This is a genomic window from Klebsiella sp. LTGPAF-6F, from assembly GCF_001753185.1.
GTDB lineage: Bacteria > Pseudomonadota > Gammaproteobacteria > Enterobacterales > Enterobacteriaceae > Klebsiella > Klebsiella michiganensis.
In genome coordinates this window covers 3501206-3525524 of record NZ_CP017450.1, presented here as the reverse complement: position 1 = coordinate 3525524, position 24319 = coordinate 3501206, and the positions used below count along the sequence as shown (strand labels likewise).

23 protein-coding genes and 1 pseudogene are annotated in these 24319 nt (G+C 55.4%); 7 read left to right on the top strand and 17 right to left on the bottom strand.

The features are described from left to right. Nucleotides 1-154: 154 nt before the first annotated feature. A pseudogene (locus tag BJF97_RS16510) lies at nt 155-418 on the top strand (Na+/H+ antiporter NhaC family protein); the annotation flags it as partial. Between the two features lie 42 nt (nt 419-460). Here the strand turns inward: BJF97_RS16510 and BJF97_RS34225 are convergent. Beyond that, on the bottom strand, nt 461-601 hold the full coding sequence (locus tag BJF97_RS34225; RefSeq protein ID WP_004851627.1) for a hypothetical protein: 141 nt from the start codon (nt 599-601) through the stop codon (nt 461-463). A 315-nt stretch (nt 602-916) separates the two neighbouring features. On the opposite strand from BJF97_RS34225, the gene BJF97_RS16505 reads away from it, so the two are divergent. Continuing rightward, a complete protein-coding gene (locus tag BJF97_RS16505) occupies nt 917-1825 on the top strand; it encodes a DUF535 family protein (RefSeq protein WP_014838691.1) in 909 nt (302 codons plus the stop codon). Nucleotides 1826-1939: 114 nt separating this feature from the next. Here BJF97_RS16505 and BJF97_RS16500 read toward each other — a convergent pair whose 3' ends face one another. After that, entirely contained in the window at nt 1940-2611 is a 672-nt protein-coding gene (locus BJF97_RS16500; protein ID WP_014229637.1) for a helix-turn-helix domain-containing protein, read from the bottom strand. Between the two features lie 404 nt (nt 2612-3015). Between BJF97_RS16500 and BJF97_RS16495 the strand changes: the two genes are divergently transcribed. Further along, entirely contained in the window at nt 3016-3567 is a 552-nt protein-coding gene (locus BJF97_RS16495; RefSeq protein ID WP_014838689.1) for a tyrosine-type DNA invertase, read from the top strand. A gap of 37 nt (nt 3568-3604) precedes the next feature. Here BJF97_RS16495 and BJF97_RS16490 read toward each other — a convergent pair whose 3' ends face one another. The 6 genes from BJF97_RS16490 to BJF97_RS16465 form a co-directional block, all read right to left on the bottom strand. After that, the gene (locus tag BJF97_RS16490) at nt 3605-4132 is read right to left on the bottom strand and encodes a fimbrial protein (protein WP_014229635.1); all 528 of its coding nucleotides are present in this window, start codon (nt 4130-4132) and stop codon (nt 3605-3607) included. A gap of 45 nt (nt 4133-4177) precedes the next feature. Continuing rightward, entirely contained in the window at nt 4178-5179 is a 1002-nt protein-coding gene (locus BJF97_RS16485; RefSeq protein ID WP_014229634.1) for a fimbrial protein, read from the bottom strand. Between the two features lie 15 nt (nt 5180-5194). After that, the gene (locus BJF97_RS16480) at nt 5195-7765 is read right to left on the bottom strand and encodes a fimbria/pilus outer membrane usher protein (protein WP_032692924.1); all 2571 of its coding nucleotides are present in this window, start codon (nt 7763-7765) and stop codon (nt 5195-5197) included. A 59-nt stretch (nt 7766-7824) separates the two neighbouring features. Further along, the gene (locus BJF97_RS16475) at nt 7825-8514 is read right to left on the bottom strand and encodes a fimbrial biogenesis chaperone (protein ID WP_014229632.1); all 690 of its coding nucleotides are present in this window, start codon (nt 8512-8514) and stop codon (nt 7825-7827) included. Nucleotides 8515-8614: 100 nt separating this feature from the next. After that, complete coding sequence (locus BJF97_RS16470) at nt 8615-9133, bottom strand: fimbrial protein (RefSeq protein WP_014229631.1); 519 nt, start codon at nt 9131-9133, stop codon at nt 8615-8617. Nucleotides 9134-9589: 456 nt separating this feature from the next. Beyond that, nucleotides 9590-10138, bottom strand: a complete 549-nt coding sequence (locus BJF97_RS16465; RefSeq protein WP_014229630.1) for a tyrosine-type DNA invertase — start codon at nt 10136-10138, stop codon at nt 9590-9592. A 425-nt stretch (nt 10139-10563) separates the two neighbouring features. On the opposite strand from BJF97_RS16465, the gene BJF97_RS16460 reads away from it, so the two are divergent. Beyond that, a complete protein-coding gene (locus BJF97_RS16460) occupies nt 10564-12969 on the top strand; it encodes a membrane-bound PQQ-dependent dehydrogenase, glucose/quinate/shikimate family (protein WP_032692923.1) in 2406 nt (801 codons plus the stop codon). 74 nt (nt 12970-13043) lie between these two features. Here the strand turns inward: BJF97_RS16460 and BJF97_RS16455 are convergent, their stop codons facing one another. From BJF97_RS16455 to BJF97_RS16425, 7 genes are all read right to left on the bottom strand, one after another. After that, complete coding sequence (locus BJF97_RS16455; RefSeq protein WP_014229628.1) at nt 13044-14009, bottom strand: ABC transporter ATP-binding protein; 966 nt, start codon at nt 14007-14009, stop codon at nt 13044-13046. Next, the gene (locus BJF97_RS16450; protein ID WP_032692922.1) at nt 14006-14986 is read right to left on the bottom strand and encodes an ABC transporter ATP-binding protein; all 981 of its coding nucleotides are present in this window, start codon (nt 14984-14986) and stop codon (nt 14006-14008) included. Before BJF97_RS16450 ends, BJF97_RS16455 begins: the two co-directional genes overlap by 4 nt. After that, the gene (gene opp4C, locus BJF97_RS16445) at nt 14983-15930 is read right to left on the bottom strand and encodes an oligopeptide ABC transporter permease (protein WP_004851599.1); all 948 of its coding nucleotides are present in this window, start codon (nt 15928-15930) and stop codon (nt 14983-14985) included. The genes BJF97_RS16450 and opp4C overlap by 4 nt, the downstream gene beginning before the upstream one ends. Then, complete coding sequence (locus BJF97_RS16440; RefSeq protein ID WP_009652083.1) at nt 15930-16889, bottom strand: ABC transporter permease; 960 nt, start codon at nt 16887-16889, stop codon at nt 15930-15932. The genes opp4C and BJF97_RS16440 overlap by 1 nt, the downstream gene beginning before the upstream one ends. A 43-nt stretch (nt 16890-16932) precedes the next feature. After that, nucleotides 16933-18636: an ABC transporter substrate-binding protein gene (locus tag BJF97_RS16435; RefSeq protein ID WP_032692921.1), complete on the bottom strand. Its 1704-nt coding sequence runs from the start codon at nt 18634-18636 to the stop codon at nt 16933-16935. A 270-nt stretch (nt 18637-18906) separates the two neighbouring features. Next, nucleotides 18907-19545 (bottom strand): CatA-like O-acetyltransferase, family 1, encoded by a 639-nt coding sequence (locus BJF97_RS16430; protein WP_032692920.1) that lies wholly within the window; start codon nt 19543-19545, stop codon nt 18907-18909. A 30-nt stretch (nt 19546-19575) separates the two neighbouring features. Then, the gene (locus BJF97_RS16425) at nt 19576-19959 is read right to left on the bottom strand and encodes a VOC family protein (RefSeq protein WP_004851590.1); all 384 of its coding nucleotides are present in this window, start codon (nt 19957-19959) and stop codon (nt 19576-19578) included. A gap of 93 nt (nt 19960-20052) precedes the next feature. On the opposite strand from BJF97_RS16425, the gene BJF97_RS16420 reads away from it, so the two are divergent. Beyond that, the gene (locus BJF97_RS16420; RefSeq protein WP_032692919.1) at nt 20053-20823 is read left to right on the top strand and encodes a DeoR/GlpR family DNA-binding transcription regulator; all 771 of its coding nucleotides are present in this window, start codon (nt 20053-20055) and stop codon (nt 20821-20823) included. Nucleotides 20824-20836: 13 nt separating this feature from the next. Here BJF97_RS16420 and BJF97_RS16415 read toward each other — a convergent pair whose 3' ends face one another. Continuing rightward, the gene (locus tag BJF97_RS16415; RefSeq protein ID WP_032692917.1) at nt 20837-21466 is read right to left on the bottom strand and encodes a LysE family translocator; all 630 of its coding nucleotides are present in this window, start codon (nt 21464-21466) and stop codon (nt 20837-20839) included. Nucleotides 21467-21690: 224 nt separating this feature from the next. Between BJF97_RS16415 and BJF97_RS16410 the strand changes: the two genes are divergently transcribed. Both BJF97_RS16410 and BJF97_RS16405 read left to right on the top strand, forming a co-directional pair. Beyond that, on the top strand, nt 21691-22326 hold the full coding sequence (locus BJF97_RS16410) for a carbonic anhydrase (protein ID WP_004119381.1): 636 nt from the start codon (nt 21691-21693) through the stop codon (nt 22324-22326). A gap of 106 nt (nt 22327-22432) precedes the next feature. After that, nucleotides 22433-23239, top strand: coding sequence for an MBL fold metallo-hydrolase (locus BJF97_RS16405; protein WP_014838678.1), 807 nt, complete (start codon nt 22433-22435; stop codon nt 23237-23239). Nucleotides 23240-23260: 21 nt separating this feature from the next. Here BJF97_RS16405 and BJF97_RS16400 read toward each other — a convergent pair whose 3' ends face one another. Next, the gene (locus BJF97_RS16400; protein WP_014229621.1) at nt 23261-24145 is read right to left on the bottom strand and encodes an SDR family oxidoreductase; all 885 of its coding nucleotides are present in this window, start codon (nt 24143-24145) and stop codon (nt 23261-23263) included. Nucleotides 24146-24319: the final 174 nt, after the last annotated feature.

Genomic DNA, 24319 nt, shown 5'->3' with positions numbered 1-24319 from the left:
ATCACCCTTTAAAATAAAGTTATTTTATATCAATTGCTTAATGATTATTGATTTTGGCGTGTAGAGAACAGTTTTCTCGTTTTTTCCCTGAATAGAGTGAAAATAGGCAAAATTTTCTTCCTTGTCTGATATACATTTTAATAGTGATTGAAGGACGCAAATCTCTTTTATCTGGTTCCGCGCGCGGTATTCTGAACGTTGAGAACTTTTCAAAGAACTTTATATCGGCTAAGCCAGCATAGTTAAAATTAGTTTAATCATGATCCTGGCTTTCCTGATGGGGCATATTTCAGCGGAACTGAACACCGGGCAGTATATTGCCTCCATTACCTCCGGCGTGATTCCATCCGGTTTCGCGATCGGCTTTATCTTTCTGATTGCCACGGTGATGTCGCTGGCCGCGGGCATCCCCTGGGGGAGAGACAGGTAAAAAAAACCGGCAGAGTAGCCGGTTTCGTCGTTAGATCTTACAGGCGTCGCCGCAGTCATCGTCGGCAACAACGGCCTGCGCTTTTTTATCTGCCTCTTCAAGGCGTTCAGCGTTGCGCTCTTGCGCTTCTTCCAGCCCGCTAAAGACGAGGTTATCGAGATCAATTTCCATGCGTTACCCACTTAAGTTCAGTTTTGACCGTGAGCAAGTATAGGCAAAACGCCGGGGGGATGCACCCGGTGTGAACCCGGGTAGCACATAGCGATAAGTGCGGGTTTGCTACTGCATACAGTCGGGAGCGAGCGCGGGTCGGGATCCTACTAATAATAATAGTTGAAAGCATGTTTCATAACCTGCCGGCGATTATTTTAGTCGCGATCAAATTATTTATTAAACGAATCGACAACGAGCGCTGGGTTAGACATTGACTTGTATAAAATATGCTAATATTGACCGGATTATGGATGTATCTATGGATTATGGTCAATGGTCTCGACAACAGCAGTAGCCGCTATCAAAGAATGGCGGAAAACTAATAAATTTATTTGTCACGTTAAACTCAACTATAAAAAGGTATTGCGGAAATGCAGGGAAATATCTTTAATCGGAGGAAAATATAAGGAATATCAGACGTTATGTGAAAATTACGCTTGTGCAAAACTAACGGGAGCAACCGAGGGGCTGGTTAACTTTGAAGATAAACCCTTTAAGGCCTATTTAAATAAAAAGATGTCAAAAAGAGCGAAGCTCAATATTGCTCATGGCGCTTTGAATTTTATAGAGAAAACCTTTCTTCCCGAGGCGTTGCCGCAGCTGTACGATATGAAAGCATTTGGTCGTTCGCTAATCACTATTGCGCTGAAAAACGGTACCTGCATTGATGTGAAGCTGCTGGCATCGCCTTTTCAGGAGGAGGGGGAGCTGATGCTCTTAATGTTCCTTGGTGATAAACGCGTCTACAGTATCTGTTTTTCCTGCACTGAAGATGGCCGAGCCTGGATTGGCGGCATCCAGGGTGGGAAAGACATTGATAATGAAGAAGTGAAAGCGCTGACCAAGGAGCTTTACGGCATCCGACCGAAGAACTTAATTATCACGCTGCTGTACGGTTTTTTGTCGCATTTCAATATCAAGGAGATCTATGCGATCGACAGCCAATACCATGTAAAAAGCGACAGAGTAAAAACCAGCTATTCTGAGCTTTGGCTGGAAATTGGCGGTGAGAAGCATCGTCGCGGCTGGTATAAATTGCCGGCGAACGAGATAAAGAAAAGCCTGGAAGAGGTTAAAAGCAAGCACCGGAGCCAGTTTATCAAGCGAGAAGGCTTGAAAGAGTTGGCCCAGCTGGATATGGCCGCCGCGCTACGCGATATTAGCGTGAATCGTTACGGCTGATTATCCTCGTTTCGCATTTGCCGATGGGCAGGGGGCTGCCCACCGGCAATGGCGGAGTCAACCAGGCTGAATGCGGCCGGCGCCCTCATCGCGGTGGCCGCTCGGCTAAAGACGTTATTCGCTAAGCTTCAGGCTGGGAGGCAGTTGATTCATGGTCACCAGTATGCCTCGATGGAGCTGAATAGCGCCCAGCTGTTTTAATTTGGCCAGGGTTCTCATGACCCCACTGCGCGACAAAAAGGTTCGCGACAGAATATAATTGGCGGCGGTGATTTTATTTTTGATCGCTTCTGGTTCATTGTTTAATTCTATAAGCTGATGAACAATGATCTCATAACAGGAAAGTTTAGAAACCTTAAAGCAGTGGGCGTAGACTTTTGCCGAGGAATATTCCAGGAGACGTGAGACATTTTCCCATAATTGCTGTTCGGCGATGATCTTATGCGCCTCGTTAATTGATATCAGGCCAATAGAAGATGTTTCCTGGGTGCGCAGGTAAATATGCCGGGAATAACGTAGCTGACTATTCATGCCAAAGATGAATGGACTCGTTTCGGAGTTGATGATGAGTCCGTCGTTGTTGCGATATAAAGACATCGTGCCGCGGAACAAAACCAAGCATTGATGCTGGTTTTCTTTTACTATGCCGATGTTTCGTCTACCATTCATTAACATTTTGTTACATTTAGGTGCCAGGCAGCGAATGAGTTTATCAATGTCGTCTATGGGTTTGGTGATGGTCCGGAGCAGGTCTGTGTCATGTTGTACACGAGGGATTGTTTCCATGCTTATGATTTCCTTATAAAAAATAGAACTCCCAAAAAACAGCAAACTGTAGCCAAAACATTATCGATGACGCTGAGGGGGCGAATAAACCCCCAATAAGTCTACACATAGACTTAAAAAAACTTGCCGCCTCATCAGACTTAAGATAAATATTAATAGCATAAGCTTATAAATCTCCTTATTTACATAACAGCTAAATCTATTTGTTTTTAATTTTACCGATGTGATATTTGGGCTATTCCTGATATTTGATACTATTGGGCGGTAGCGTTTATGACTATTAACAGTGTTCAGGACTTGCAGTTATCAAGGATTGCTCGACAGTGGATTGCCAGTAGCCATGAGCAGAGTCAATACAGGAGCCGAATCTCAGGGGCTCCATTGAAGAAACCGTCAGGTTGGCTATGAAAAAACGAAAATATTTAAGTAAAAAAGAGGTGCAGGCATTAATTGATGCTTCGCAGCAGCAGGATGGCTCGCTGCGGGATTATTGTATGCTCCTCATGTGTTTTATTCACGGACTGCGCGTAAGTGAATTACGTTTTTTAAAAGTGAGCGATATTGATTTATCCAGCCAGCGGATCGCCATTCGGCGTTTAAAAAATGGCTTTTCAACTATTCACCCTCTTCAGCCCCGTGAACAGCTGGCGTTAAGCCAGTGGCTGGTTAAGCGCACGAGCTGTTTAAACGCCGATCTTCCCTGGCTGTTCCTGTCGCGAAAAGGCACTCCGCTTTCCCGACAGCATATTCACGTTATGATGCGAAATTATGGCGTGCAGGCCGGCATTGCCGTTCCGGTACACCCGCATATGCTGCGCCACGCCTGCGGTTATGCGCTTGCGGAAGAGGGCGTTGATACACGCCTGATTCAGGATTATCTCGGCCATCGCAATATCCAGCATACCGTCTTGTATACGGCGAGCAATCCGGCGCGCTTTAGCTCAATTACCCTCTGAAGCTGGAGTATCTGGCTCGGTAAGAGCCAGATAACCTTTAGTTATAGGTAAAATTCATAACGACCATTGCGCTAATATTACCCGCGGTGGCACCCCCTGCGACGCTAAAAATGCGCGCCCGCATATCGAATATGGCCTGACGGTTATTATCGACGTCGACGGCAATAGATTTTCCGCTGCCGGCATTCACTGAACCGGTTATACGCTGAAGTTCTATCGCGACATTGCGTGAACTATCGGGGCTGCTCACGTTGGCATATAAATCAGGGTCAGCTCCGTCAACAGGGCCTGTAAAGTGAGCGGTAACTCTTGATGTCCCCACGGGACAGTGGCTCAGCGTGACGTAAAATTCTTTCCAGGCGGAGTAAGAGTTGGCCGCGCTAAGCCGGCGGCTGGGAATATTATGTCCGAGATCGATATTATAAATACCGTTATTTTCGACGGTGCAGGAAGACGCAACAATATCGCCGTTGATATAAAGAGTGACATCCGCGGCATAAGCGGGTAATGACGACGAAATCGCCGTAAATAACGTTATGACGGCCGGGCTGGCGATAATTCTCATTATCGACTCCTTAAGTAAGCAGTGAGAAACGAGAGCGGGATAAACTCAGTTGTACATCATCGTTAAGGTGGCCACCGCGTTGGCATGGCCGGGATGAATCTCCGGCGTGTTCTGGTAATAGCGAAAGGTGAGCGGCAGGGTTATCGAGGCGCCAGCCTCAGGGATGGTGCCGACCGGGAAAAAACGATCGAACTGAACGGGCGAGCCGTTATAAAGCACCTGAACGCCGACCCCCTGGGCTACGCCGGTTTCACTGCTTAAGGCCACTACGCCGAGCGTCGGGGAGAGATAACCTTGACTGCTTATTGACGTATTCACGGCGACCTTATCGTCGCACCGCACCGGAATTGACAGGTTTTTTTCGTCGCTGGTGCTGCCTGGACCAGAGAATTGGCCCACCGGAACAGAACCCATGTTGACAGTTAACGACGAGGGGACGGTGCAGCTTACCGCTTTATAAACAATATCTCCGGCATAGCTTATATAGTTAAGGTCTCCCCGATTACCGATACCTATACCGGTATCATATGCACCCATACCGAACTTGGTTTGCGCGACATCGAGAGTCCCGTTCATTACCGTATCCCCCGTTTTTACCAGCGTTAATGTGATCGTATATCCGAAGGTCATGCTGGCGTCGCTGGAGGTGTATCCCAGCGCCTGCGCGCGCGTATCGCAGTCGCTGCCGATACCTCTCACCCTCTGGCCGGCGCTATTTTGCAGCGCAATACCGATGCCTTCGACGCCGGTTTTATAGACCCCCGGAAAACCCGCCACTTCTTCTCCGCTGCCGTAATAGCAGGCGACAATCGGGTGCCCTCGAGTGACATCCGCCCAACCGCTTTGACCCTTGCAATTTCCGCTAAAGGTGAAGACCCGCTGCGTGCCGGGAATATCGCTGCCAACCGGCAGCGTCCGCGATACCGCGATCCGCGCAAGCTGCTGGGTAAACGGCGTGGGCGGGGAGCTGGGACAATAGCCGCTCTCCGCGTGGGCTGCGCTTGCGATGGGAATAACCAGCATAAGGGGGACGTTGACTCGTTTCATATCGTCATGCTCCTGCTATAAACACTGTGCATTAAGGTTGATAATCCCGCCGGCGTTTTGCGTCAGGCTGTAATTCACTCTGCACCGGCCATCAGGGTCGTGACTCCAGCTAACCTCCAGCTGACCCGCGTCTTTTAGCCCTGTCAGATAAACCTGTCCTCCATCGCCTACGATGAAGCTTTTTGGCGTCGGGGAGGCGGGATCGATAACCGTTGCGCCGAACGGTACCGACGCGCCGTTGCGTTTTCTCAGGGTCATCAGGACCCGTTTACCGAGGCTGGTTTCATAGCTGGCCTTCACCAGCGCGCCGCGCGTGGGGATGACCGTCTGCGTTGCCAGCGCCAGTTCGGCATCATCGGCCAGGGTTTCGGTATTCAGCGTGAGATCGTTTTTGCGATAGGGGCTAAGGTAGGGAACGACGGTATAGCCGAAGCGATCGGTTTTTACGCCTGTCTGTCCAAGCACCGCTACGTTTTGCGCGCCGGGCGCGGCAATCAGCGCCATCGTTTCGCCGAGGGGCTGGCTAAAGGTGAGGCCGTTGCGATGCGCAACGATCCCGCCCTGCAAACCATAGTTAACGCGTTCGCTGTAGCGATCGCGGGCGTAGCCGACGAGGGTCTCGGCGTAAGAGGCGCGCCAGTCGGCATTAATCCCGCTATTGCTTCCCTGGCCCTGAGAACCATAGCCCTGCATGACGCTCCAGCTCAGATTGTTATCGGCCAACAAGGTACCGCCCAGGCTCAGATTATTGGTGGTATTCCCCTGCTTACTGGTATTCATCATGTAGCTAACGTAGGTGGGATGGCCGCCGAATAATTTCTCCAGAGGAATACTCATGGTGAGCGCAAACAGCCCATCGCGGTCGTAGATGCGCCCGGAGCGCTGGCCGTAGCGTTCCGCGGAGTGAATGTTATAGCTGTAGCTCAGACCGAAACTGATGCCTTTATACGAACCGTTGTAGCTCGCGCTATATGACTCCATGCGCTTGTTGGTATCCCAGTAGTCTTCCACGATGGCGCTAAGCGCGAGGTTGCCTGGGATCTGAAACAGGTTCTGGCTGACGGTTAACTCGGCGCGGTTGCGCCTGCGTTCCGGCATCACGTAGCGCCGCCCATCGCGCCAGGTATTAAGAACGTCCTGCATATCCCAGTAGCCGCTGGTAGCATAGCGATAGCCCGCGAAGGTGAAGTTAGTCCCGGTCTGCACCAGGTTTTTGCTGTAGCGAATACGCCAGGATTGGCCTTCTTCTCGCGGTCGATTTTTTTGCTGCGACCAGGCCTGGGTGATATCGGTGGATAGGGCGCCAATGGAGCCCAGGTTTTTACCTATGCCCAACGCTAACGCCTGGTATCTGTTACTGAACTGGCCGCCACCGTATACGGTGTAGCCGGCGGGAAGGCCATAAATCGCCGTGCCGGCGGCCAGCGGAGCTTTATCAATGCCGTTGTCATAGGCGCGGTAAACGCCGGCGGTCATGGCGTATTTTAACCGACCTTCGCGCTGCAGCACCGGGACCGAGGCGTAGGGCACCACGAGGAATTGTTCGCTGCCGTCAGACTCTTTGATGGTAACGTACAGGTCCCCGGAACCGCCGGTGGGGTACATATCGGTGATTTCGAAGCTGCCGGGCGAAACGTAGGTCTGATAAATGATGTATTCGTTTTGCCGGATCGTAACCTGGGCATGGGTGCGAGCAATCCCCCGCACAACGGGGGCATAGCCGCGCAGGCTCTCCGGCAGCATATCGTCATCAGACGCAAGCTGGCCGCCGCGAAACGGAATACTGTCGAAAATATCGGAAGGCGTGGTGCTATCGCCCAGCGTCAGTCGGCTCTTCAGCGTGCGTATATCGCGCTGGGCGTAGGTATAAACGGTATCCCATTTTGTTGAGGTGCCGTTTTCTCCACCCTGATGGCTGCGGTTCCAGGTGGTGTAATTACGCAATCGCCAGGGACCGATATTAAGACCGGGACGTAAATTAATGTACTGCGCGTTTCCGTCGCCGTCGTCGCCTTTTTTGTCCCGGTTGTTGGCGCCGCTGACGCTGTAATTAACCAGCGCTGCCGGAATGCCGTCATCCCACCGCGCAGGATCGACCCAGCCGCGCGCGGCGTTGGTAAGGGAGGATTGGGGAAAACTTAACAGCAGCTGCTGGTGCGAGAAACGAAAGTCGGCGCTGGCCTGAGGAATCGCCGACAGCCTTGCGCAGCTGGCATCGGGCTGGCCTAACGTCGGATAACGCTGGATCATGACGCCCCATGAGGCCAAATCGTTCAGGGAGAGACAGGGCTGTAATGCGCTCTGTCCCTGCGCGTTTTGCTGCATGCGGAACTCAACGTCCCGGGTATCCACCTTGCTGTCATTGACATAAATATCCACCCTGTAGCGGCCGGGCTGCTGCCCGCCACGCACCTCGAAGGCGGAGAGATCGGTGGTGGCCAGACCGCCTGCGCCGGTTTCCAGATGGGCGGGGTTGAACCGTTCACGGGCGTAAGCATAGGGGCTTATCACCACAATGAGGGCAACCTGGGTGGCGATAAGGTAAGCTAAATTCAAAGGCGAGTCGCTTAACGTTTTTTTGTTCATCCTGAAAGGCTCCTGAACTGACGGCAATTGCCGCAGCGCAAACCGTCGGCAGCGGCGGGTTAGCGAACCTGCGTGTGGCTTTTACCCACGCCGCCAAAGTCGTTAATGATTTTCCATGACACCAGGCCGGTCACCTTGCCGGGGGTAGCAAACGTGGCTGAGCTCATTGGTGCGACAAAGGTGGCTTCGGTAATGGGATGATTGCCCACCGTGACCTCGTTGAAATTCATGTAAAACGGCGTCGGATTCGATACCGTTAGCCTGCTGCCCGTCTGGCGCCATCGCAGCTTATGGGTTACCTCTTCCGGGATACCCTTCAGCGTGTTGGGGCGATAAATAAGCTTGAGGCGCGTCCTTACGGCGATTTGCAACGTATTCGCGTTTTCCGGGGCGGTATTTGTCGGAATAGCTTTGACGTTTAGCCAATAAAGCGACTCGCGATCGGTTGGGAGCTGGCCGCCGGTATTGACGATCCGCAGCAGGTTTTGCTGATTGCCGTCGAGGCGGAACAGCGGCGGTGTAATAATAAACGGCGGCCTGGCCGGATCGTTATTGTTCGGCTCCACCCACGACTGGATCAGATATGGGCCGGTATCCGAATTGCTGACGCTTAAAGAGGCCTCTTTTTTGCCGCCATCAAAAATCAGTCGCGTGCCGCCAATAGTGACGCCGCCGCTTTCTGTCGCCGCCGCTAATTCGCTCGCCAGCACCAGAAGGAGGAGGGGAAATACTCTATATCCTTTATGCATGATAGCTATTGACTCCACAAATACGAAAAAGGACGGACCGGCCGCTGCCGGTCCGCGGAAATAACGCCAGCGCAAAAGAAATACGCCGACGAAATATCCGTTAGTTGTAATTGAGGGTAAATGTGCTGGTTGAGTTAGCGAACCCTGCGTTTACGGTGTTTGATGTCGCATAATAGCGAGCGACGAAAGCGAGACTATTTCCGCCCGGCTGCAGCGGGTAAGCGGATGAGGCGGTATATAATGGGACGACGACGTTTTTATTATCCATTAATTGGATCCCAACACCTTTTGCTACGCCCGGTTGCTGGGTGAGCGCCAGAATAGTGCCGACGCTGCTATCCGCCGTGCCGTCGAATTTTACCGTGGCCGACTTAGCGGATTTCGGGCAATCTTTCAGCTCAATAATAAATTTGGTTGCCGAGGCCGTGGAGCCCGCGCCGTTGAAGGCTTTGCTGGAGACATTCCCCATCATGACCGTCAGCGGGTTGGTCATATGATTGATCACGGTACAGGCGCTATCGGTGATGGAGCCGTAAAATTCAATACGGCCATCATCCGCGAATGCGGATGCGGACATGACACCGGCTAACAGACCAACAGCAATAAGACTCTTGTTCATAAGATAGTCCTTATATGCAATATAGAAAGGTAATAGCTTCACAGAAATAAATTTCTCATGAGCCTTTATTAATCTGATAGCCAGATGTCGTGCTGAAATAGATCCAGTGACGCTGAGATTTATTTCTGCAGAAGACATTTTGTATCAAAGTGTCATGTTTAGTTTTATCTATTTTGTTTATTGATTTTTTAGATATAGATGCCATGGATGGCTATTTTTGCGATATTAAAAACCAATAATTCAGGGGTGTATGGTAAATAATCTGGTGTTTCGGAGGGGGGCGGCTGAGGTTAAGGTTTGCTGGAACATGCGCGCTAGTTGCTAATCTATTGATAATTAATGTTTTAAATTATTCGAGTTACGAAAAACCTTACGGGTTGACAGGGTATTGGTGATTTATTATGTTAGTGACAATCTGATACATTATGTCAAGTAAGAAATATATTGGTTGTCGCGTCACCATATATTTTTAAATCTTGCAGCATTGCTCGCAGTATAAAGCACCGTATGCTGAATATTTCTGTGACCGAGATAATCCTGAATTAGCCGGGTATCCATGCCTTTATCGGCCAGCGAAAAACCGCAGGCGTGGCGCAGCATATGCGGATGGGCCGCAATTCTTAAACCCGCACTTTGGCTATAGTGGCTAATCAGTACGTGGATCCGCTGACGCGATAGCGGCGTTCCTTTTTGCGAAAGAAATAGCCAGTCGCTGTCGCTGTTGCGATAGTTTTTACGCACCGACAGCCATTCACGGATAAACGTCATCTCGCTGGAAAAGAGAGGGTGCGTTGTGGAAAACCCATTTTTAAGCCGTTTGACGTAAATTGAGTGGTTATGCAGGTCAAGGTCAGATAGCCGCCAGTGGCGAATTTCGCTAACACGGCAACCGTGAATGAAGCACATCCAGATTAAACAACGATCCCTCTCCGGGTTCGCTCCCTTGTACGCCTCGTTGATGATTTTTTTTATCTCCATTTCGGTGAGATATTTTCGTTTATTCATGTTTAATCTCCTGAACAGCCATGAAATTTTTCCCCTTCCGGTGTGAAGGCGAATGGCTTCGCCCGATGTAAGCGGTCAAATGAACGCGCCGGGTATGATTAAACAGCGGGGTGAGGATAGCAAGACGGATCGGACTGATTCGCCAGGATCGAAACGCGCTTAACAGCGAATGCAACGCGGGCTTTACGGCTTTCGTTATAACTCATCATTCGTTCAACTTACTTTTATAAATTAAAAAAATTTAAACATTTAATGCCTGATAGTTTTACATTATTTTTACAAATACATATAATTCCTTACGTTCTTCGCTCTGTCCGGGAGCGTCCAACCAACATGATATGCGGTATGCGCTTTTATTGGTCTGATAATGCGCTGTTTATATAAGATGTTTTGGTTTTTTCGACTGATGTCGTATGGGATGAAATATGGACGAACAACAAGGTGGCGGTAGGGGCCTGTTCTTTACCGTTTACCGGGTACTTTTTGCATTACTAAGCTTTGGCACTGGACTCTTTTTCACTATCTGGGGGGGCAAACTCCTCTCTCTCGGCGGCAGCGCCTGGTATCTGTTAGCCGGTCTCGCTTATCTGCTTATCGCCGTCGGCTATCTTGTCCGCAGCCGCTATGTCCTGCCTTTTGCCATTCTGACTTTCCTGTTGACCCTTTGCTGGGCGCTGTATGAAGTGCAGCTCAGCTATTGGGGCCTGATCCCCCGGCTGGTCGTTCCCGCGCTGATGCTGATGCTGGCGCTGTGGCTGGCGGCGACGCTGCCGATCCCGCCTGCGCGCAGACGCTACGCCAACTGGAGCGCCTCGGCGATTTTCCTCCTGCTGCTGGCGACGCTGGTCTCCGCCTTCTACCCGCACGGCGGTATTCATCACGGCGTGGTGAAAGCGAGCGACGCCAGCACGCCGACCCTGGCGTCAAAAAGCGATAACTGGGCGTTTTTCGGTCGCGATGCCTCCGGCACCCGTTTTGCGCCGTACGATGAGATCACGCCGCAAAACGTCAAAAACCTGAAAGTCGCCTGGACGTATCACACCGGCCGCCGGCTAACCGGCGCCGGGATTGGCGTCGATGAAAATACCCCGCTGCAAATTGGCGACACGCTGTACTCCTGTACGCCGCTGAACGTGGTCACGGCGCTGGATGCGGATACCGGGAAAGCGCGCTGGCGTTTTGACCCGCACGCAAGTACCGCCGAACACGTCACCTGTCGCGGGGTCGGCTATTACGATGTACAAAGCGATGATTCGCTGAGCGCAGAAGAGAAGGCCAGCCCGGCGCTGCAGCAGTGCCCGCAGCGTATTCTGGTGTCCACGGTCGACGCCCGTTTGATCGCCCTGAACGCCAAAACCGGCGAACTGTGCGATGACTTCGGCGACCACGGTAGCGTCGATCTGAAACAGGGTATGGACAATACCGAAAACAGCAAACGCTACCACCCGACCTCAACGCCGGTGATTATGGGACATATTGCGGTGCTCGGCGGCTGGGTGCGCGATATCGTGCACGGCGAGCCGTCCGGGGTGGTACGCGCGTTTGACGTACGTAACGGAAACGTGGTGTGGGCGTGGGACGTCGGCCAGCCGGAAAACGTTACCGACCCGGTAAAAGGTCGCGTCTATACCCTCGAAACGCCGAACGTCTGGACGGTGCCGGGCTTTGACAAAGAGCTGAACCTGATTTATCTGCCGACCGGTAACGGTCCGCCGGACTACTGGGGCGGCGATCGCAACGCGGCCAAAGAGAAATACGGATCTTCCGTGGTGGCGGTGGACGCCAGCACCGGCGAGACGAAGTGGGTCTTCCAGACCGTGCATCATGATATCTGGGACTATGACCTGCCGTCGCAGCCGGTACTGTTCCATATGAAAAACGAGCGGGGCGAAGAGGTTCCGGTTCTGATCCAGACCACCAAAACCGGGCAGATTTACGTACTCGACCGGCGTACCGGTAAGCCGGTGACCCGCGTGGAAGAGCAGCCTGTCGCCCATGACGGCGCGGAAGGCGAGCATCTCTCCGCCACCCAGCCGTTCTCCACCGGCATGCCGCAGCTGGGCGTCGAGCCGCTCACCGAGAAATCGATGTGGGGCGTGACGCCGTTCGATCAGCTGATGTGCCGTATCGACTTCAAAGCGTCAACTTATCTTGGCATGTACACGCCGCCGTCAGAGAAGCCGTACATCGAGTGGCCAAGCCTGCTGGGGGGCATGAACTGGGGCGGTATCACTATCGATGAGCGCACAGGAACGCTGTTCGTCAACGATATGCGGATGCCGTTGAGAATGTCGCTGGTGCGCAAAGAGGATATGGCGAAATATAAAGTCTCCACCGACGAGGTGCCCGGCTTTATGGGAACCGTGCGGCCGCAAATTGCCGGGCCATACGGCGGCGTGCGGATCGATATTTTGCAGTCGGCGCTGGGCGTTCCCTGTAATACCCCGCCGTTTGGCACCATGAGCGCCATTGACCTCAACACTCGCCAGCTGTTGTGGCAGGTGCCGATGGGGTCGGTGGAGGATACCGGTCCGCTGGGGCTGAAAACGCACATGCATATCCCGCTGGGCATGCCGACGCTGGGCGGCCCGACGTCAACCGCTTCCGGACTGGTGTTCTTCGCGGGAACTCAGGATAACTACCTGCGCGCGCTGGATTCCGCCACCGGTAAAGAGCTGTGGCGCGCTCGTCTGCCGGTTGGGGCAGTGGCGGCGCCGCTGATCTATAAATCACCGAAAAGCGGTAAAGAGTACGTGGTGATCTCCGCCGGGGGCGCCAGCCACTCGCCGGACGTGGGCGATGATATTATTGCCTTCGCGCTGGAAGAGTAGCCGCAGCCGTTTCGCTTTTGCGCAAGTAACCGCCCCTGTGGGCGGTTTTTTTATGGTCCGAAGCCTGGCCGGCGCTAAACCGCGTGACAGGCGACGTGGTGGCCGTCGGCGACCTCCCTTAATAGTGGAATATCGCGACGGCAGCGGTCGCTGGCCTGCGGGCAGCGGGTGGAAAAGCGACAGCCGGAAGGCGGCCGGGACGGGTCGGGAATTTCACCTTGCACCACCGCGACCGGCTCGCTGTCCGGATCGAGGGTCGGTACCGCCGCCAGCAGCGCCCGGGTGTAGGGATGCAAAGGCCGGCTGAATAGCGCATCGCGGCTGGCGGTCTCCACCAGCTGCCCGAGATACATCACCGCCACGTCATCGCAGAGATGTTCTACCACCCCGAGATCGTGGGAGATAAACAAAAACGTCACCCCATGATCGTCGCGCAGATCGGAAAACAGATTAATAATCTGCGCCTGAATCGACACATCGAGGGCCGAAATCGGCTCATCGGCAATAATAAAATCCGGGTTTAAGATCAGCGCCCGGGCAATGCCGATGCGCTGACGCTGGCCGCCGGAAAATTCGTGCGGGAAGCGGTTGTAATGCTGCGGGGCCAGCCCGCAGATGCGCATCACCTCAAGGGTTTTATCATACAGCTCCGCCCGGCGACAGAGCTTGTGCTCCAGCATCGCTTCGCCAATGGCGTCGCCGATGCGAATGCGCGGGTTTAACGAACTGTAGGGGTCCTGAAACACCAGCTGGATTTTAGGCCGCAGCGCGCGCATTGCCCGCGGCGGCAGTTCGGCAAGTTCCTGACCGCGAAACTTGACGCTGCCGGCGGTCTTCTCATACAGCCCCAGCAGCGTACGGCCAACGGTGGTTTTCCCGCTGCCGGATTCGCCCACCAGGCCAAAAATCGTTCCCCGGCGAATCTTAAAGCTCACGCCATCCACCGCCCGCAGCACGCCGGTCTGCTGACCGAACAGCCCATCGCGCAGCGGGAAGTGTTTTTTCAGCCCATCCACTTCAATCACGTATTCATGACTCATGTCACGGCCTCCGAAAGTTCACTGTAAAAGCAGGCGGCCTGCCGGTCTTGCCCTGACAGCGGCGGAATGCTCTGTCGGCAGCGCGCGGTGGCTTTTGTGCAGCGCTCGGCAAAGGCGCATCCGGCGGGAAGGGCGGCGAGGTCCGGCACCTGGCCGGGGATTGAATAGAGGCGTCGGCGCCGGGCCCCCGGCACCGGCCGCGAGGCAATCAGCCCCTGGGTATAGGGATGCTGCGGGTGACGCAGAATCGCGGCGGTCGCGCCCTGCTCGACGATACGCCCGGCGTACATCACCACAACGTGCTCGGCCATCTGCGCGATAACCCCGAGATCGTGGGTAATCAGCATCATTGCCATCCGGTTGGCCCGCGCCTGGTCGCGCAGCAGGCGCAGGATCTGCGCCTGCACGGTGACGTCCAGGGCGGTTGTCGGCTCATCGGCAATCAGCAGCTTCGGCTGGCAGCTCAGCGCCATGGCAATCATCACCCGCTGCAGCATGCCGCCGGAAAGCTGATGCGGATAGCTGGCCATCAGGCTCTCCGCGCGCGCCAGCCCGACATCCGTCAGGCGCTGGGTAGCGTGCTGCCATGCGGCCTTCGGCGGCTCGCCGCGGTGGCGAATCAGCGGTTCGCAGAGCTGCTCGCCGACGGTGAGTACCGGATTCAGGGCGCTCATCGGCTCCTGAAAAATCATCGCCAGCTGATTGCCGCGCAGGTCGGCCATACGGGCGTTTTTCAGCCGCAGCAGGTCCTGGCCCTCAAAAAGAATTTCCCCGCCGTCAATGCGCGCCGCCTGCGGTGGCAGCAGGCCCATTAACGACATGGCGGTGACGCTTTTGCCGCAGCCGGATTCGCCGACCACGCCAACGGTCTGCCCGGCGCGAATAGTGAACGACACATCCTGTACCGCGCGTACCCGGTTTTTGTCGGCGGCAAAAGAGACCGAAAGCTGATTAAAGGTGATTAATGCGCGACTCATTTCAGCCTCTGTTTCATTTTAGGGTCCATGGCGTCGCGCAGGCCGTCGCCCAGCACGTTGATGGCGATGACGGTGATAAAAATGGCGATCCCCGGCGGCATCCACAGCCAGGGCCGGCGCTGAAAGTCGATCAGGCTGTTGGCGGCGTCCATCATATTGCCCCACGACGGCGTCGGCGGTACTACGCCAAGCCCGAGGTAGCTGAGCGCCGACTCGCTGAGGATAGCGTTCGCCACCGCCATGGTTGCCATCACCACCAGAATCGGTACCGTATTCGGCAGCAGATGACCAAACAGACGGCGTCGCGCCGACAGTCCCAGCACCTGGGTCGCCAGCATAAAGTCGCGCTCGCGCAGGGAGAGGCACTGCCCGCGTACCAGCCGCGCCAGCTTCGGCCACTCCAGCAGGCTCAGCATAATCACCACCATATAGATGCGTGAGTCCGGTGAGAAATCGAGCTCCGAGAGCATCGCGCCCGCGACAATCAGCAGCGGCAGGCCGGGGATAGTCATCACGAGATCGGCAAAACGCATAATAAGTTTATCGGTCAGGCCGCCGGCGTAGCCCGACAGCGCGCCGAGCAGATAGCCAAGGGTGACCGACAGCAGCATGGTCAGCAGGCCGATAATCAGCGAAATGCGCCCGGCCAGCAGCAGGCGGGTGTAAATATCGCGACCGAGAAAGTCGGTACCCAGCCAGTGTTCCGCGCCGGGCGGCCTGTTAATCATCAGCGCGTCGGTGGCATCGTCTTTCCACGGTGACCACAGCGGCCCCAGTATGCACCAGAGGGCCATTACGACCAGCAGCAGCAGGCACAGCATCGCCAGGCGATTGCGGCGCAGCGCCTGCCAGGCCTGACGCCAGGGGGATGGGGTCACCTGCGCCAGCGCCGGGATTTCCGCCTTGCGCAGGCGTCGGTTAGCAGAAAACAGAGAGCTGAGCATCAGGACCTCACGCGAATGCGCGGGTCGACCCACGCGTAAAGCACATCGGCAATCAGGTTGCCAAGAATGGTCAGCACCGCCAGAAACAGGGTAAAGCCCATTAACACCGGGTAGTCGCGGGCGGCCAGCGAATCGATATGAATATGCCCGGCCCCCGGCCAGTTAAACACTTTTTCGGTAATGATCGCCCCGGAGAACAGCCCCGGCAGCTCGAAGCCGAGCAGGGTGATGATCGGCAGCAGGGCGTTACGCAGGGCGTGCTTCAGGATAACCGTGCGTTCGCGCAGCCCTTTCGCGCGGGCGGTGCGGATAAAATCCATTTTCACCACGTCGAGCATGCTGGCGCGAAAATAGCGGGTCAGGCTGCCCGCCTGGAGCATCACCAGCGCCAGTACCGGCAGCACCAGATGGGCGGCGACCTGCAGCACATACTCCCAGCCGCTGTCGTCGCTGCCGGTATTGGTCATGCCGCCCACCGGTAGCCAGTGCAGGTCGACGGCGAACCACTTGATGAGCAGCAGACAGAGAAAAAAGGTCGGGAACGACATGGCGGCGAACACCGCGACGCTCACCAGATGATCGAACGCAGAATTGGGCTTCAGCGCTGAGACCACGCCCACCGTCAGGCCAATTCCCCAGTAAAACACCAGCGCCACGCTGGCCAGCAGGAAGGAGTTCCAGATGTACTGGTTGAGCAGCTGGCTGACCGGGATCTGGTACTGCAGCGAAAACCCGAGATCGCCGCGCAGCAGCTGGCCGAGCCAGTGGATATAGCGGGTGAGCAGCGGCTGATCCAGGCCGTAAATGGCTTTCAGTTCGGCGGCGCGGGCAGCTGTGAGGGTGATATTGCCGTCGATAAAATCGCCCGGCGTTTTGGCAAACAGCATAAAGATAATCAAGGAGGCCAGCAGCAGCATCGGCAGCGTTTGCAGCAGCCGTCTCAGGATGAAATTTCTCATGACATTCTCACGTCAGCCGCCGGTCATCCCGGCGGCCGGGGATTTACTTAACGATTTTGACATCCGGCAGGCTGCCGGTCAGGCCGTTGTAGATATCCGGTTTGAAGCCGGTGACCCGGGCGCTGCTCGCCGAGAGAATTTCACGGTAGCCGAGAAGGATCACCGGCGGGTCCTGCGCCAGTACCTGATACAGCTGGTGGTAGATAGGCTTACGTTTCTCGACGTCGAGCACCGAGTTACCTTCGGTAATCAGCTTATCGACCTGCGGGTTGTTATAGCCGGACTCTTTCGCTTCCGCGCTGTAAAAATCCCACACGCCATCATGCGGGTCGTTAAGGGTACTGGTGCTGAACGACGCCAGATCGTAATTACCCGACTTACGCTGCGCCATCAGGGCGTTGAAATCGACGACCTGCGGTTTTAACAGGACGCCGATCTGCTGCCAGTTCTCTTTGGCGATGGGGATCAGCGCATCGTTGAGCACTTTCTTGCTCACCAGCAGCGTTAACTCCAGGCGTTTGCCCTCTTTGACGCGGATACCGTCCGGCCCCGGTTTCCAGCCGGCTTCGTCAAGCAGCTTTTTCGCCTGCGCCGGGTCATAGTGATACGGGTTCACCCCCTCGGCGTTCCATGCCCAGGAGATCGGCGCGATAGGCTCAATCGCCACCTTGCCGTAGCCCTGGTAGACCACATCAATCAGCTTCTGACGGTCGAGGCCGTAAATCAGCGCCTGGCGTACCTTCACGTCCTTCAGCGCCGGGCGGCGGACGTTAAATTCCACCTGGCTGTAGTCGCTGGAGCCGTAAAGGTTGATGTTGGCAAAGCCGAGCATTTTCAGCTGTTCGATATCGTCAGGACGCGAGGTAAAGGCGTCGTAGTCGGTTTCACCCGTCTGGAAGAGCTGGAAGTTGGTTGACGGGTTGGTCACGCGATAGATAAAGCGCGGAGTGGGCGGCGTACCGCGATAAAAATGGCTGTTGGCGTGGAAACGAATCTCCTGGCCGGGGATGTATTTGTCGTAAACGTAGGGACCGTTGCCCAGCGGTTTGCCGTGCAGGGTGCGCAGATAGTCGAGATTGCCGCGCTGGTAGCCTTTGCCGTAATAGGCTCTGGAGAGTACCGGACCGCCAATTTTTGCCAGCGTCGTCGCGCCCGGCTGGGTGGTGGTCACCTGCAGCGTTAAGGGGTCAAGCACTTTCAGACCGCTGACGCTATCGGCTTTCGCCGCTTTGTACTCCGCGCCGCCGGCAATATTGGCGAGCGTGATATCGGTATCGCCGTCGTATTTCGGATCCAGCAGCACGGTAAGGGTAAAGGCGACATCGTCGGCGGTCAGCGGCGAACCGTCGCTAAAGGTCAGGTTGGGGCGCAGCTTGATGGTGTAGACCTTGTTATCCGGACTCACCGTCCAGCTTTCGGCGAGACCCGGCACCAGATTGCCGTGGCTGTCCCAGTCGATCAGGCGAGAGAAAATCACGTTGGTGACGTTCTCATCCCAGCCGTTGACGAAGAAGTAGGGGTTAAAAATGCCCTGCGGCTCGGAGATGCCGGCCACGACGGTATCTTTGCGCAGCTTCGCGGCCGCGGGGATCTGGCTGGCATCGCTGGCCGGGGTGATCCCTTCTTTTAAAATGTCGTCGGCGATGGCGACCGAAGAAAATGCCACCGCGCCGCCGAGCAACGCGATTTTCAGAGCAAGCGCGAACCGCGTCTGTTTGCTTTTTAACCCGTGCAGTAGTCTGGACAAAAGTGCTCCCTCATCAAAGAATTGCGTAAAATATTTACAAATCATGACGAAAGATAAGAGGCGCACCGCGCCCTGTCTAACACCGAAAAGCTATGGCTTATAGCGATTTAGCATTAGCAATAATTCAGAATTAATCTGTCATTTTTGCGCTAAGCACCAGCATTCTCTGCTGTTTAGGGGGGGGGAGGGCTGCCATCCGGCCGCAATGCCGCGGTAAGCAGTATGTAGCGTGCGGCGATCGCGGGCAGCCCCGTGACGTAAGCCAAATGTTTATCGCGTCTGCCAGAGGGTCTCCGGCTCGGCGAAACCCTCTTCGACCCGGGCAAAGAAGCGGCTGGCGTGCAGGCCGTCAACAAAGGCGTGATTGAATTTGCCCGCCACCGGGATAATGCCGTTTTTCAGCTTGCCCCAGGTGAGGGCAGGCACCGCCGCGCCGACGTAATACTCCGCGTGAGTGATGGCGCTGAAATGCAGCCACGGCAGGCAGCTGGCGCAGAAGAAATTCTCGCCGTTGACGATAAGCGGTGCCGGCGCGGTATGTTTCGCCGCTTCAATGTTCGGCGTGGCGGCATGGCTGAAGGCGGCAAAATCGGCGGCGTTGTCGCACCAGACCTGGCGAAAGCCTTCCTGGGCGGTCATCACCGGCGTCATTACCGCCAGCTGGTCATATTCGATAATATCGTCACCCAACTGCCGCTGTTTCAGCTGCGGCACCCCGTTCGCCGCGCGAACCAGGGCGTAGAGCGCCAGCTGGAAAAACGAGACGCCGCGATCTTTCGCGCACTCATATAGCCGCTGCGCTTCGACAGGAACGCAGAGATTAAAGCTGGGGTTGGCAAAACCGCGATAAAAATCAAAATGATCTTTTCGCGGCCAGTTTTGTTTGTCGATTACGCGATAGTTGGCCACGGGCGTCTCCTGTTGAGTCAGTGCCTGATACTATGCGACGATTTCAATCAGGTTGCCATCGGGGTCTTTAATCACCGCTTCATAATAGCCATCGCCGGTGGTCCGCGGCGGCGAGACCAGAATCCCCTGCGCAGCGGCGCGGTTTGCCAGCATATCCACCTTTTCAGCGCCGCCAACGGTAATCGCCAGGTGTACCCAGCCGGTGTGGTTGTTATCCGCCGTCTGCGCGACAAGCCCCGGCTTGGTCATCAGCTCAATGGCAATGCCGTCGCCAATCTTGACAAAAAAGGACTCAAAGCCCGGGTTGGTTTGGCTGCAGTACTTCTCATTAATCTCGCCGTCGAAGAAGGCCACCCAAAAGCGGGCCTGTTGCTCAAGCTGGCGGGTCCATAGGGCGATGTGGGCAATTTTCATAGCAAACCTCTTTATAGGGTGTATTGACAGTCAGGGGCTGAATGCACGATCATGCACTTTGTTGCTCGATAAAGATTTTATCAGGAGTTATTTGTGCTCGATTATGCTGCTTTTCCTAAACAACGACAAGCGCTTATTTGCCAGATCCTGCAGGAGAACGGCAGGGTGGTTTGCGCCGAACTCGCCAGCCGGCTTAACGTCTCCGAGCATACTATTCGCCGTGATTTACATGAACTTAGCCGCGAAGGGTACTGTAAAAAGGTCTACGGCGGCGCGGTGATGACCCTGCCGGAGGCGGGGGACTATAGCGAGCGCAAAGAAAAAAATACGGCGACAAAAAGCAGGATCGCGCAGAAGTGCGCAAAGCTGGTGAAGCCCGGCGGCTGCGTTTTTATCGATACCGGCACCACCAACCTGGCGATGGCGGAAGCTCTGCCGGCGGAGCTGGCGTTAACGGTGGTCACGAATTCTCCCGAGATCGCTGCCGTACTGCTCAAAAAACCGCTGTATGACGTGGTGATGCTTGGCGGTCAGATCCAGCGGGCCAGCGGCGGCTGCGTGGGCGCCTCCGCCGTGGCGCAGATTCAGGGCATGCTCTTCGATCAGGGATTTATCGGCGGCTGCGCCATGGCGCCTGAGTCAGGTCTGACGGGCTTTGACTACGCCGACTGTGAATTCAAAAAAGCGGTGATAAAACAGTGCAGCGAAATCATCGTCGGCCTGACCTCGGACAAAATCCCGGCGGTGGCGCGCTTTGTGGTGGTCGAAAGCAGCGCCATTGACGTGCTGGTGGTCGAGGAGAATATCAGTCGCGAATATCGCGACGCGTTTAGCGAACACGATATTCGTATTTATACCGTTTAAACGGTTTGCTGGCCTACTTTGACAGCGAAGTGGCAATCAGGCGCAGGCCGAGCGCGCCCAGCACCGTGGCGGTGACGATATCGATCTTACGCTTCATGCGCAGGTAGACGCTGCGCGGTCGCGCGGAAGAGAGCACCAGGGCTACCAGCGAATACCAGCTGACGTCAATCAGGAAGCTCATCAGCGGCACGATATAGTAAAAGGCCAGCGGGATGCGCTCCGGCAGCAGGGCGGTAAAAATAGAGGCGAACACCAGCGCCGTTTTTGGGTTGCTGAGCTGGGTATAGAGGCCATCGCGGAAGGTTTTCAGCAGGGAATGTTCCGCCGCCATGCCGCCTGCCGCAAAATCCATCGGCCGCGCCGCGCCGCGGTAGATTTTATACCCCAGCCAGAGCAGATAGAGGCCGCCCGCGACCTTCAGGCCAATAAACATTTCCGGCACCGCGGTCAGCACTTTTTGCAGCCCCATCATGGCCATAATCGAAAAGATAGCCGCCCCCGTCCCGGTTCCCAGCGCGGTGACCAGACCATGCATCCTTGAGCGCGCAACGGCGTTGCGGGCCACGTAAATAAAGCTTGGGCCGGGGCTGATCACGCCCATAATGAGTACGGCGGCAATGGCCATCAGGCTGGATAAAAACATAAACGCTCCTGGTTGATGTTGAGCGCTAAAGTCGCATCCGGCTCCCGCTCATGATTGTTTCACCGTCAAAAAATAAACAATCTTTAGCGTGCTGTCACCCGACTTTACGGCGCGATGTTTCATCGCCTGTTCGAATAACGATTCCCATTTCGCGCGTCGGTGATAAACTGGCTAAATGTGATCTTTGTCATATCGTCATTAAAACAGAGAAAAGAGACACTGCTATGCAACATATCATTGAGGGCTTCCTCAACTTCCAGAAAGAGATTTTCCCGCAACGTAAAGAGCTCTTCCGCAGCCTGGCCTCCAGCCAAAATCCTAAAGCGCTGTTTATCTCTTGTTCCGATAGCCGCCTGGTGCCGGAGCTGGTGACCCAGCAGGAGCCGGGCCAGCTGTTTGTGATCCGTAACGCCGGGAATATCGTGCCCTCTTTCGGTCCTGAGCCGGGCGGGGTTTCCGCGACGATCGAGTATGCCGTCGTGGCCCTGGGCGTGACCGATATCGTCATTTGCGGCCACTCCAACTGCGGCGCGATGAAAGCCATCGCCACCTGTCAGTGCCTGGACCCCATGCCTGCCGTGTCCCACTGGCTGCGCTACTCCGATGCAGCGAAAGCCGTCGTGGAGAAGAAAACCTGGGCCAACGAGACCGATAAAGTCAACGGTATGGTGCAGGAAAACGTTATCGCCCAGCTGAACAATATTAAAACCCACCCGTCGGTTGCCGTGGGTCTGCGGGATAGCACGTTGCGTCTGCACGGCTGGTTCTACGATATTGAAAGCGGTGACATTCGCGCGCTGGATAAAAACAGCAAAACCTTTGTGTCGCTGTCGGAAAACCCTGACGTTTATTTCGAATAAACTTCTCTTTCAGGGCACGGAAGCCCTGAGATGCCCACCTCCTGCCATAAATTTCCTGTCTGCCATACTCATTACGGCTTCCTGAATGATTTCTTAAGGAGAAGTGATGATTAAGCTGTGCGCAACCTGCGGGACGTCTTATGACGATCGCGGCAACACCCTGAACCATTGTCGTATCTGTGAGGATGAACGCCAGTACGTCCCGGCCAGCGGGCAGGTCTGGATCAAGCCAGACGATCTGACCGAGACGCATACGAATACGTGGCAGCAGCATAACGATCGGCTGTTGAGCGTCAGGACGGTACCGAAATTTGCAATCGATCAGCGCGCGTTTCTGCTGCTAACGCCGCAGGGGAATATTCTCTGGGACTGCATCGCCAATCTTGATGCCGCCAGCAAAACGCTGATTACCGCCCTGGGCGGGATAAACGCGATCGCCATCTCCCATCCTCATTACTACACCACGATGCAGGACTGGGCCGACGCCTTTAATGCGCGAATTTATCTCCACGCCAGCGATCGCGAATGGATTATGCGCGATAGCCCGGCCATCACGCTATGGGAAGGAGATGCGCTGGAGATCCTCCCGGCGGTGCGGCTGCTGCGCCTGGGCGGTCATTTCGCCGGAGGAACCGTTCTGCACTGGGCGAAAGATGACGGTATTATGCTGGCGGGCGATATTATCCAGGTGACGCCGGGGGGGCGCGCCGTTTCGTTTATGTGGAGCTATCCCAATTTGCTGCCGTTGGCGGCCGCCAGCGTGGAGAAGATCGTTGAACGTCTGGGCGATACGCCTTTCGGGGCGCTGTACGGCGCCTTTAAGGGGCAGAACGTCCCCAAAAATGCCCGGCAGATCGTTTTAGACTCAGCGCAGAAATACCTCGCCTGTCTTAAGACGACGGCGCACCGCTGAGGGCGCGCCGCCGCGAGGGATTTACAGCACGCCGTCGCCGCCGTCGGAGCACCACACCTGGCCGGAGGTGAAGGAGCAGGCATCAGAGGCAAGGGTAACGTACAGCGGCGCAATCTCCACCGGCTGCCCGGGACGCCCCAGCGGCGTATCGGCGCCGAACTGACGCACCTTCTCATCCGGCTGGCCGCCGCTTGACTGCAGCACCGTCCAGTAGGGACCGGGGGCGACCGCGTTTACCCGGATACCCTTCGGCCCCAGCTGTTTGGCCAGCGATTTCGTGAACGCCACCAGGCAGGCTTTGGTTTGCGCGTAGTCCAGCAGGATGGGGCTCGGCTTAAAGGCCTGGACGGATGAAGTATTAATAATCGCGCTGTGTTCTTTAAGATGACGCAGGGCGGCTTTGGTGATCCAGAAGGCCGCATAAACGTTGGTTTTGAAGGTGGCGTCAAAGTCGGCGGTGGTGAGTTCTTCCAGTGATTCGCAATATTGCTGGCGTCCGGCGTTATTGACCAGAATATCCAGCCCGCCGAGTTCGCTGGCGGCCTGTTCCACCAGGGTTTCGCAGAAGGATTCGTCGCGCACATCTCCCGGAATCGCGACGGCTTTACGTCCTTCGGCCTGAATCAGGGCAACTACGGTTTCCGCATCGGACTCCTCTTCCGGCAGATAGTTTATCGCCACATCGGCGCCTTCGCGGGCGAAGGCGATCGCGACCGCGCGCCCAATCCCGGAATCGCCGCCGGTAATCAGGGCGCGCTTACCGGCGAGCCGACCGGAACCGACATAGCTCAGCTCACCGTGATCCGGCTGCGGCTTCATCTCTTCGGCAAGACCCGGCGGCGATTGCGGCTGGTCAACAAAGGGGGGACGGGGATACTTCTCGGTATTGTTAGCGTTGTCGCTCATACTGACCTCCTCGTGTTAAAAGAGTAAGCGTAGTTGCCTGGTCAGCCTGCCGTGGAATATTGAAGAATAATTGAACGGCTTCGCTTTTATAATTTTGGCGCTTTGATTCCTTTCCCAACGGTAATTTACTGATTGCCGGGAAACTTTTCAAAATGAGAGGCACCAGCAGCGTTT

What these genes read in the sequence shown, in the direction of transcription:
- BJF97_RS34225 (WP_004851627.1), bottom strand. Translation starts at nt 601, where the DNA reads ATGGAAATTGATCTCGATAACCTCGTCTTTAGCGGGCTGGAAGAAGCG.
- BJF97_RS16505 (WP_014838691.1), top strand. Translation starts at nt 917, where the DNA reads ATGGTCTCGACAACAGCAGTAGCCGCTATCAAAGAATGGCGGAAAACT.
- BJF97_RS16500 (WP_014229637.1), bottom strand. Translation starts at nt 2,611, where the DNA reads ATGGAAACAATCCCTCGTGTACAACATGACACAGACCTGCTCCGGACC.
- BJF97_RS16495 (WP_014838689.1), top strand. Translation starts at nt 3,016, where the DNA reads ATGAAAAAACGAAAATATTTAAGTAAAAAAGAGGTGCAGGCATTAATT.
- BJF97_RS16490 (WP_014229635.1), bottom strand. Translation starts at nt 4,132, where the DNA reads ATGAGAATTATCGCCAGCCCGGCCGTCATAACGTTATTTACGGCGATT.
- BJF97_RS16485 (WP_014229634.1), bottom strand. Translation starts at nt 5,179, where the DNA reads ATGAAACGAGTCAACGTCCCCCTTATGCTGGTTATTCCCATCGCAAGC.
- BJF97_RS16480 (WP_032692924.1), bottom strand. Translation starts at nt 7,765, where the DNA reads ATGAACAAAAAAACGTTAAGCGACTCGCCTTTGAATTTAGCTTACCTT.
- BJF97_RS16475 (WP_014229632.1), bottom strand. Translation starts at nt 8,514, where the DNA reads ATGCATAAAGGATATAGAGTATTTCCCCTCCTCCTTCTGGTGCTGGCG.
- BJF97_RS16470 (WP_014229631.1), bottom strand. Translation starts at nt 9,133, where the DNA reads ATGAACAAGAGTCTTATTGCTGTTGGTCTGTTAGCCGGTGTCATGTCC.
- BJF97_RS16465 (WP_014229630.1), bottom strand. Translation starts at nt 10,138, where the DNA reads ATGAATAAACGAAAATATCTCACCGAAATGGAGATAAAAAAAATCATC.
- BJF97_RS16460 (WP_032692923.1), top strand. Translation starts at nt 10,564, where the DNA reads ATGGACGAACAACAAGGTGGCGGTAGGGGCCTGTTCTTTACCGTTTAC.
- BJF97_RS16455 (WP_014229628.1), bottom strand. Translation starts at nt 14,009, where the DNA reads ATGAGTCATGAATACGTGATTGAAGTGGATGGGCTGAAAAAACACTTC.
- BJF97_RS16450 (WP_032692922.1), bottom strand. Translation starts at nt 14,986, where the DNA reads ATGAGTCGCGCATTAATCACCTTTAATCAGCTTTCGGTCTCTTTTGCC.
- opp4C (WP_004851599.1), bottom strand. Translation starts at nt 15,930, where the DNA reads ATGCTCAGCTCTCTGTTTTCTGCTAACCGACGCCTGCGCAAGGCGGAA.
- BJF97_RS16440 (WP_009652083.1), bottom strand. Translation starts at nt 16,889, where the DNA reads ATGAGAAATTTCATCCTGAGACGGCTGCTGCAAACGCTGCCGATGCTG.
- BJF97_RS16425 (WP_004851590.1), bottom strand. Translation starts at nt 19,959, where the DNA reads ATGAAAATTGCCCACATCGCCCTATGGACCCGCCAGCTTGAGCAACAG.
- BJF97_RS16415 (WP_032692917.1), bottom strand. Translation starts at nt 21,466, where the DNA reads ATGTTTTTATCCAGCCTGATGGCCATTGCCGCCGTACTCATTATGGGC.
- BJF97_RS16410 (WP_004119381.1), top strand. Translation starts at nt 21,691, where the DNA reads ATGCAACATATCATTGAGGGCTTCCTCAACTTCCAGAAAGAGATTTTC.
- BJF97_RS16405 (WP_014838678.1), top strand. Translation starts at nt 22,433, where the DNA reads ATGATTAAGCTGTGCGCAACCTGCGGGACGTCTTATGACGATCGCGGC.
- BJF97_RS16400 (WP_014229621.1), bottom strand. Translation starts at nt 24,145, where the DNA reads ATGAGCGACAACGCTAACAATACCGAGAAGTATCCCCGTCCCCCCTTT.